We start from the raw sequence: 8,817 nt of genomic DNA on the forward strand, positions 1-8,817 counted from the left end.
AACCCGCCCGGCTGTCCCTGCTCATCGAGTACCGGGAAGACCGCATCGCCCTGATGGTCTACCTCGCACAGCAGATGACCGAGGCGCACCACCAACTCGCCCAGCTCAACCCCGACCGACGGGTGGAGTTGACGGACCGCTTCCTCACCTGGGCCAGGGCCCGGGGATGAGCGCGAGCTGGTCCACGACCGCCGTGGACCGCGAGGATCGGCCGTCAGGGCCGCCACTCTGCCTGGTATCCGGGCCGCCGGTGGAACGTCGTCGCCAGGTCAAGCATGTCCGGGCATACCGGGGTGCCGTCATCGAGTTTCCGGCCGTGCCCGGCCTCGTCGCAGTAGCCCTGTCCGGTGCCGCAGTCCGCGTGCCGGTCGAGGACTCGTCGCTCCGCACCCACCGCACCAGGTCGGTCACGATCCTTCCACCCGCCGCTGTCCGACGCCTGTCGGCTGGTCCGCCCAGGGCAGACGCCACTCGTCAGCGCGAGGCCACCACCGGGACGCGGGTCGAACCAGCCCCGGCAGTTGGCGAGATCTCCTCATGATGGGGCGGCGGCGGGGAAGCCGTCAGTGAGTGCGTCGATCGCGCGGCGGATCCGGGCATCCGCCGCCGAGCCGGTCCCGCCGGTGAGAGCGACGTGGTGCAGCACGCCGACCACGGCCATGGCCAGCGCCTCGGTGTCGGTGCCTGCGGGCACCCGTCCAAGTTGTTGCTCGGCGGTCAGATAGCCGGTGGCCGCGCGCTCGACCGCCTGCAGCCCGGCGGTCCCGTTTCCCAGTACCGCCTCGACGTTCGCCGCCAGCTCGGGCCGGATGGCCATCAGCCGGGTCAACGCCAGCAGCGTGTCCAGCGGTGTCGCCAGGGCAGCGTCGCTCAGATTGCCGGCGACCGTGCCGGAACCGGCGCGCTGCGGCAGGCCCGCCACTTCGCCGGCTATCTGGAAGGCCCGGTCGACCGCGTACCCGGTCAGGAAGTTGTCGAAGGTCGCGAAGTGCGCGTAGAGGAGCCCGGTGGCGACGCCGGCCTCGCGGGTCACGGCCCGACTGGTCAGTCGACCGGGCCCGACTGTGACGATCACGCGCTCAAGGGCGGCGAAGAGCTGCTGCCTGGGTTCCGGGATGGCGACTCCGCGTGGCATGGCCGAAGTCTATGCGCTGCTCGGATGCGCTTGTTGCGCCGGGATGAGCAGATGCTCATACTGGTATGAGCATCTGCTCATTCTAGGATTCGGAGCACGGATGAAACGTGCGGTCATCGTGGGCGCGGGCATAGCCGGCCTGGCCACCGCTCTGCGACTCGGACGGGACGGGTGGCGCACCGTCGTGGTGGAACGCGCCCCGGCCCGTCGCAGCAGCGGCTACCTCGTAAACCTGCTCGGGCCCGGCTACGACGCCGCCGAACACCTCGGCCTGCTCCCCGCACTGTCCGCCCACGACCTGGGACTGTTCACCACCGTGCTGGTCCGCGCCGACGGACGACCCAAGTTCACGGTGCCGTCCGCCATCGCCGAGGCCGCCATCGGCAAGCGGGCCGTGTCGGTGTTCCGCGGCGATCTGGAGTCCATCCTGTACGAAGCGGTGGCCGACCGCGCCGAGATCCGCTTCGGCACCACGGTCCACTCCATCGACCAGGACACCGACGGAGTACGGGTAGTTCTGAGCGACGGCACCACCGAGCACGCCGACCTCCTGGTCGGTGCCGACGGCGTGCACTCCGCCACCCGTACGGCCGTCTTCGGCTCCGGCTTCCGAGTCGACCTGCCGTACCTGGTGGCCGCCTTTCCACTGGCCCGTCCGGCGGCGGACGTACCGCCGTCGTCCGCCGCCACGTTCATCGGTCCGGGGCGCACAGCGGCAATCGTCAACCTTGGCCCGAACCGGTCATCGGCCTTCTTCACGTACCGGTGCGGCGACCCGACCACCGAACTGAGGCGCGGACCGGCCGACGCGCTCGGCGCGGCGTTCGGGGATCTGGGCGCGGGTGTGCCCGAGGCGATCCGCCACCTGGAGAGCGACCCCACCGGCGCCTACTTCGACGCCGTCAGCCAGGTGGTCATGCCACGGTGGAGCAGCGGCCGGGCCGTGCTGCTCGGAGACGCGGCCTGGTGCGTCACGCTCTTCGCCGGACACGGCGCCGCCCTCGCGCTCGCCGGCGCCGACCAACTCGGCGCAGCCCTGCAGCGGCACGCCGACGACATTCCGACGGCCCTGGCGGAGTGGGAAGCAGGACTGCGCCCGGAAGCCGCCAAACGGCAGGCACTCGCCCGCCGGGGAATGCTCCAGTACGCGCCGCCCAGCCGTTTCCACGTGTGGATGAGCGACCTGACCATCCGGGCGATCACGTTCCCGGGCATTCGCGGCCTCGTCCGGCGAGGCATCGAACGCGCGAACCGTTGAGGGCAGCCGAGAGAGCGCAACAGTCCGGCGCCATACTGTGACGCGGCGTACTAACCCACCCGGCGTCGCCGGGCACCCTGACGGTTCGTCCGCCACCTGATCCGAGGCCGCCGCCGACCGCTGGGTAGGTTGCCGGGCGTGGCGGATCCAGCATCGACGCCGGGGCGTACGCCGGGCAACGTCCTGGCGACCATGCTGCGCTCGATGCGGGTCGGGATCGTGGGCATCGTCGTTCTCAACTGCGCGCTGTCGGTGGGCGTCGCGATGGCGCCAGGGCGGCTGTCGACCGCCGGTGCCGCGGTGCTGGCAGCGGTGAACGCCACTCTGGTGATCACCGCACTGCCGCTGCTCGGCGCGAGTGGAGGCGGCTGGTGGAGCCGCTGGGCGGCGACGACGGTCTACCCGGTGTTGGCGGCGCTGACCGTGCTGGTCTCCATCCGGCAGTCCACACCGAACGTCGGGCAGCGGCTGCCCAGCGACTACGCGCTCTGCGCGGCCGGCGCGGTCGCCGCCTACCGTTCGGGCCTCGCCGGGCACCTGGGCATGTGCACGCTGCTCGGCTACGCGGCCGTGCTGCAGGCGCGTGCGTTCGGCGTACGCCAGGCGATGTCGTCCCTGCTGTTCGCGCTCTGCTTCTACGGGCTGATGGCGGCGGTCTTCTGGATCGTCCGCACCAGCGCGCACCGCACGGAGCGGACGATCAGGCGGCTTGCCCAGGCCGAGCAGGTGGCGCTGGTGACCGCCGCGGTACGCCGGGACCGGGTGCAGCGGATGCGGGTGCTGCACGACACGGTGCTGGCCACGCTCACCGCGGTCGCGCGGGGGATGGCCACCGCCGGCCCCGCGGCCCGGGCCCGCTTCGCGGCGGATCTCGCCCGGCTCGACCGGCCGGACCTGTTGCCCACGCTGGCCGCCGACTGGCGCGACGGCGTCTCGGGGTACGCGGTCGCGGCCGCCCTGGACCGTGTCTGCGCGGACATCGGCGTCGTCGGGCTCGCCGTCCGGCAGGCCCACACCAGAACCCCACCGCAGCGGATCGCCGCCTCCTCGGCGGAGGCGCTGGTGTGGGCGGTGTCGGAGGCACTGACGAACGTGAGCCGGCACGCGGGCGTGACCGAGGCGGAGGTGACCCTGTGCTGGGACGAGCGGTGGGTCACCGCGCGGGTCCGGGACGCCGGTCGGGGGTTCGATCCGGAGCGGCTGGTGCCCCGCATCGGGCTCCGGGAGTCGCTGGGCGGGCGGGTGGCGGCCGTGGGCGGACAGGTCCGGCTCACCTCCGCCGTGTCGTCCGGCACCACCGTGGAGATCGTGGTGCCGGTCCGGGTTGCCGCCGGACAACCGGTCGGAGCCGGGTGATGGTGGATTTGTGGCGGCGGTACGGGCACCCGCTGCGGCTGGCGTTGGTCGCCTGCGCGGTGGTGTATGCCGGCGCGACCGGCGCGGGCCTGCTCACCGATCTCGCCGCCTACCGGCTGCCGTCCACGCAGGTGGCGCTGTGCGCCGGATGCGCCGTGCTGTATGTCGCCGTGGCCTGGCGGACCCGGGCCCCGTCCCCGGCGCCGACCGGGATGCTCGTCGTCCTGCTGGTCGCCAACGTGCTCAGCGCCGTCGACCCGCGGGTCGGACGGGGAGCGACAGCGTGGGCGCCGAACCTGATCGGCGCCGCCCTCACCCTGGTGGCCTTCACCGCGCCGGTGCGCCGGACGCTGGTCCTCGTCGGCGCGTCCCTGCTGACCAACGGTCTGCTGATCACCCTCCGGTACGCGGCGGGTGACCCCGCCGAGCAGAGTTTCGCGCGGCTGTTGACCGGTGACGTGGGAATGCTCACCGGTGTGCTGCCAGCTCTGATGATCATGGTGGCGCTCCGCGACCACGCGGCCCGCGAAGCCGATCAACGCCGCCGGACCAGGGCGGCGGAAGGGGCACGCGCCATCGAACTGGCGGTGCGCACCGACCGGCGTACCCTGCTGGAGCCCGCCCTGCGGCAGGCCCGTGCGGTGCTCGCCGGCCTCGCCGAGGGCGGGGCCGACCCCACCGACCCGACCGTTCGCGCCGGCTGCCGCGACGCCGAGCGGCGGCTGCGCGCGGCGTTGCTCGACGCGGTGGACGAGGCGGCCCTGGTGACGCTGACCCAGCAGCTCCTGGCGGCCAGCGACAGCCGGGTAGAGCTGACCGTCCAGGGCGGGGCCGGTTGGGAGGCGTTGCCCCCGGCGGCCCGCGACGGACTGGTCGAGGTGTTGCACCTCCTGGTCGAAGCCCCGCAGACCCGCCGGATCAACCTCACCGTCCTTCCCGACGACGGTACCGTCTGGGTTTCCCTGACCGTGGACGGCGGTCCACCCCTCGCGGCGGTTCCGCCGGCCCTGGACCCGCCGTCGACCCGGGGGCGGCTGACCGACCAGTGGTGGCTGGAGTGGACCATGGTGGACGGCGAACGGACGCGTCGATTGGGTGGGCAGGACGATGAACGATGGGGCGGCTCCGGTGGAGGTGGGGCTCGTCGACGACCATTCCATGTACCGCGAGGGTGCCGCGCTCTGGCTCGAACGGGAGACCGGCGGGGCGGTGCGGGTCGCCGTCACCACGTCGACGGTCAGTGAGCTGCTCACCCGTACGGTGCCGTCGATCGTGCTGCTCGACCTGAGGCTCACCGACGGCAGCGATCCCCTGCGCAACGTCGCGATGCTGCGCGCCGCGGAAGCCCGGGTCGTCGTGCACAGCTCCGTCGAGAGCGCGGACACCGTCCGCGCGGTGATCCGGGCCGGCGCCTGCGGGTACGTCGCCAAGAGCGCGCCGCTGGCCGATCTGGTGGCGGCGATCGACGCGGCGGCGCGCGGCGAGTCGTTCGTCACGCAGAGCCTGGCGTACGCGCTGCTCGTCGCCCCACAGGCGGAACGACCCCGGCTATCGAGGCGGGAGGTGGAGGTGCTGCGGGGCGTGGCCGCGGGCCGGACCCGGCTCGCCGTGGCGCACCAACTCGGCATCACCGAGGCGACGGTGAAGACCTACCTGGAACGGATCCGGCGCAAGTACGAGGCGAGCGGGCGCTGCGCGGACAGCGCTGTCGACCTGTACCGGCGCGCTGTCGAGGACGGCGTCGTGCCCGAGGGGACAGCTCCGGCCTGACCTCACGGCCGCGGGCCGAGCCGGTGTCCGCCACGCGGCCGACACGGGCTGTCCGCCGAATTGCCGGCTGTCCATCCAGGACGTCGCGCTGCGATCGTTCCGGTGCGGGGGGAGGATCCGTTCAGCGGGTGCTGGGCGGCAGGACATGTTGGGGGAACCTTGAGCGTGATGTCCACGGCGGGCCGGATCGCGGCCCGTACCAGCCTGGTCGCGGTCACCGCCGCCGCCATCCTGCAGGTCACCGCCACAGCGTCGCAGGCGGCGACCACCTGCAACGGCTTGACCGCCACGATCGTCGGCACCGCCGGCAACGACTTCATCCAGGGCACCGCCGGCGCTGACGTGATCGTCGCGCTCGGCGGCGACGACACCGTGCTGGGCCAGGGCGGCGCCGACACTATCTGCGGGAACGACGGCAACGACCGGCTCATCGGCGAGTCCGGGAACGACGTGATCGACGGCGGCATCGGCAACGACACCATCGACGGCGGGCACGACGACGACACGCTGTACGGCCAGGCGGGCGCCGACACGATGTCCGGCAACTACGGCAACGACTACGTGTACGGCCTCGACGGCGACGACGAACTCGACGGCGGCTACGGCAACGACGGCCTGTACGGCATGGCCGGCAACGACCGGCTGGACGACATCTCCGGCACGGACGTCGGGGACGGCGGCCCGGGCGTGGCGGACTACTGCCGCGCCCTGATCGAGACGCGCTTCAACTGCGAGTTCCTCTTCTAACTCGCCCGAATTCGTCGGGGCGGCCGCAGGATCCGTCGGGGCGGCCGCAACGACCGGCAGGGCGGAACGTGGTGCCGCTCTGCCGCCTGACCGGTCAGGCGTCGCCCAGCCGGTCAGGCGGCAGAGCGGCGAGAAACGACAGGACGCGTTCCCAGGTCAGGGCGGTGGCCGCCGGATGGTGATCGGGCACGTCCGGGTCGGTCCACAGGTGACCGTGGCCCGGGTAACGCAACACCTCCAACCTCGCCCCCGCGCCGGTCAGTGCCCGCCGCCAGTCGTCGACCTCGGCCTGCGACTCGTACGGGTCGGGGTCGGCGAGGTGGAGCTGGACCGGTAACCCCGAACGGACCGCCGCCGGATCACCGCCGGTGCCGTGCAGGAGCAGCAGCCCGCCGGCGGCCGGCCGCTCGGCCAGCAGCGCTCCGGCCACCCCCGCGCCCATCGAGTAACCGGCGAGCACCGTGCCGGCCGGCAGCGGGGCGAGCGCCGCCCGGGCCCTGCGCAGGACCTCGTCCAGGGTCACCTTGTCCAGCAGGGCGAAGCCCGCCTCCACGGTGTCCGCCGGGGGCAGGCCGTACAGGTCGGGGGCGACCACCTGGTGCCCGGCGGCGCGCAGCCGCTCGGCGTCGGCCAGCACCGCCGGCCGCAGCCCGAAGACGGAGTGGAAGAGCGCGATCTGAGCCACGCCGTCCATCCTGCCCCGACCGGCCGCCGGTGTCCCGCCGCCACGGCGGACCCGGCCGTGCCGCCGCGCGTCGACACGGCGGTCGCATCGGTCCGATACACGTCGGGTCGACGCGCGGCGGGTCAGCCGGGCGCTCCGCCGATCCGGCCCAGCGTCCGGCTGCGGCCCCGGAACTCGGCGACCACCTCGTCGCCGCACCGTACCGTGACGTCGTAGATGCCGTTGCGGCCGTGACGAATCCGCTCGGTGGCCCGGGCGGTCAGCACGTCGCCGGCCCGGACCGGGCGCACGAAGGTGATCTCGCCTCCGGCGGCGACGGTCGCCGGGCCGTGACTGTTGCAGGCCAGCGCGAACGCCGTGTCCGCGAGCAGGAAGACGTAGCCCCCGTGGCCGATGCCGTGCCCGTTGAGCATGGCCGGGGTCACCAGCATCCGGGCCTCCGCGACGCCGTCGCCGGCGGCGAGCAGCTCGATGCCGAGGCCACGGGAGGCGACGTCCGCGTCGAACATGTCGTGCGCGGCGGTACGCCCCGACGCCACCGCGTCGTCCTGCCGCCGACGGTCGACCGGGTCCCCCTGCTGCTGCCGCCGGGGGCTGTGGTCGTGCACGCGCTCCTCCTGCCGGTCGACTCCGACGGCCCGTGCCCAGCCGGGGCGTCCCGGGGTACCGTACGCCGCCGCAGGTCAGGACAGCGGCGGCAGGGCACTGCCGGGCGTCACACACAGACACGGCACAATGGCGGAACGTGGAAGGTATCGGAAGGGAACGCCGATGACGCGCAGCACAGCCGACCCCGGCACGGTAGCTGTCGACGCGGCCCGACCGGGGCGGGCCGACCGGGGCGGGGTAAGGCCGACCAGCCGCGGCGAGGATCTCGTCACCGTCCTGCTCGGCGCCTGCCTGGTCGCCGGGGCGATGTCCGACGGCTGGGCGCACACCAACATCATCGAGACCATCGAGGGCTTCTTCACCCCCTGGCACGGCCTGCTGTACGCGGGTTTCGCCGCCACCGCGGGCTGGACCTGCTGGCTGGCGTACCAGCGGCGGGACGTGGCCCCCCGATGGTGGCGCGACGGCTGGCCGGCCGGCTACCGGGTGGGCGCGCTCGGCGTCGGGGTGTTCCTCCTCGGGGGCCTCGCCGACATGCTCTGGCACGAGACCCTCGGCGTGGAGGTCGGCCTGGACGCCTCGTTCAGCCCGAGCCACCTGCTGATCGACGCCGGCGCGGTGTTGCTGCTGAGCAGCCCGTTGCGCTCCTGGTGGGCCAGCGGGGAACGCGGCCTGCGGTCGGTCACCGGGGTGCTGTCCCTGACGATGGCGGCGATGGCCCCGGTCATCCTGCTCACGCACTCGTCGGCCTTCCTCTCCGTCGCGCCGACGGAGGCGGTCGGCGCGTACGGCAACCAGAACGCGGCGATCCTCGGCGTCGACGCGTACCTGCTGACCACCGTGCTGCTGGCCACGCCGTTCCTGCTGGTCCACCGGCGGCGGGCGACCTTCGGCGCCGGGGCCGCACCGGTGGCCGGGGTGGCGTTGTTCAACCTGGTGATGGTCGAGTTCCCGGCGTCGCAGACGGTCGCCGCGCTCGCCGCCCTGCTCGGCGCGGTGCTGGCCGACCTGGCGTTGCTGCGGCTGGACGCGGTGCGGGGCCGCGACGCGGTGCTGCGGCTGCCGATCGCGGGAGCGGTCTACGCCGGCCTGGTCTGGGCGGGGCACCTGCTCGGTCTGGCGGTCACCGACGGGCTGCGGTGGACGCCGGAGGTGTCCGGCGGGGTGGTCACGCTCACCGCGATCGTCGGAGCCGTTCTTGGTGGACTGGCGGCCCGGCCCACCACTCCCGCGCCGGCAGCCTGAGCGGCCCCGGCC

At 73.4% G+C, this 8,817-nt stretch carries 9 protein-coding genes; 6 read left to right on the forward strand and 3 right to left on the reverse strand.

Annotated features, from left to right (window positions below):
* Positions 1-535 precede the first annotated feature (535 nt).
* Positions 536-1,135 (reverse strand): TetR/AcrR family transcriptional regulator, encoded by a 600-nt coding sequence (locus E1193_RS27520; RefSeq protein ID WP_132186090.1) that lies wholly within the window; start codon positions 1,133-1,135, stop codon positions 536-538.
* 100 nt (positions 1,136-1,235) lie between these two features.
* Here E1193_RS27520 and E1193_RS27525 point away from each other — a divergent pair, with 100 nt between their 5' ends.
* The 5 genes from E1193_RS27525 (at position 1,236) to E1193_RS33880 (ending at position 6,266) form a co-directional block, all read left to right on the forward strand.
* Positions 1,236-2,393, forward strand: coding sequence for an FAD-dependent oxidoreductase (locus E1193_RS27525; protein ID WP_132186091.1), 1,158 nt, complete (start codon positions 1,236-1,238; stop codon positions 2,391-2,393).
* 138 nt (positions 2,394-2,531) lie between these two features.
* Positions 2,532-3,749, forward strand: coding sequence for an ATP-binding protein (locus tag E1193_RS27530; RefSeq protein ID WP_132186092.1), 1,218 nt, complete (start codon positions 2,532-2,534; stop codon positions 3,747-3,749).
* Complete coding sequence (locus E1193_RS32165) at positions 3,749-4,993, forward strand: hypothetical protein (protein WP_165945843.1); 1,245 nt, start codon at positions 3,749-3,751, stop codon at positions 4,991-4,993. The genes E1193_RS27530 and E1193_RS32165 overlap by 1 nt, the downstream gene beginning before the upstream one ends.
* Positions 4,908-5,519 carry a response regulator transcription factor gene (locus tag E1193_RS27535; RefSeq protein WP_165945844.1) on the forward strand — a complete coding sequence of 204 codons (612 nt, stop codon included), beginning with the start codon at positions 4,908-4,910 and terminating at the stop codon, positions 5,517-5,519. The genes E1193_RS32165 and E1193_RS27535 overlap by 86 nt, the downstream gene beginning before the upstream one ends.
* A gap of 168 nt (positions 5,520-5,687) precedes the next feature.
* On the forward strand, positions 5,688-6,266 hold the full coding sequence (locus E1193_RS33880) for a calcium-binding protein (RefSeq protein WP_132186094.1): 579 nt from the start codon (positions 5,688-5,690) through the stop codon (positions 6,264-6,266).
* Positions 6,267-6,360: 94 nt separating this feature from the next.
* On the opposite strand, the gene E1193_RS27545 is transcribed toward E1193_RS33880, so the two are convergent.
* Together E1193_RS27545 and paaI are read right to left on the reverse strand one after the other, a co-directional pair.
* Positions 6,361-6,951, reverse strand: coding sequence for a dienelactone hydrolase family protein (locus tag E1193_RS27545; RefSeq protein ID WP_132186095.1), 591 nt, complete (start codon positions 6,949-6,951; stop codon positions 6,361-6,363).
* A 122-nt stretch (positions 6,952-7,073) separates the two neighbouring features.
* On the reverse strand, positions 7,074-7,460 hold the full coding sequence (gene paaI / locus E1193_RS27550; RefSeq protein ID WP_132186097.1) for a hydroxyphenylacetyl-CoA thioesterase PaaI: 387 nt from the start codon (positions 7,458-7,460) through the stop codon (positions 7,074-7,076).
* A gap of 262 nt (positions 7,461-7,722) precedes the next feature.
* Here paaI and E1193_RS27555 point away from each other — a divergent pair, with 262 nt between their 5' ends.
* Complete coding sequence (locus E1193_RS27555; protein WP_132186096.1) at positions 7,723-8,805, forward strand: hypothetical protein; 1,083 nt, start codon at positions 7,723-7,725, stop codon at positions 8,803-8,805.
* The last annotated feature ends 12 nt before the right edge of the window (positions 8,806-8,817 follow it).

It is taken from the genome of Micromonospora sp. KC606 (genome assembly GCF_004348675.1).
In the GTDB taxonomy this organism is placed as follows: Bacteria; Actinomycetota; Actinomycetes; order Mycobacteriales; family Micromonosporaceae; genus Micromonospora.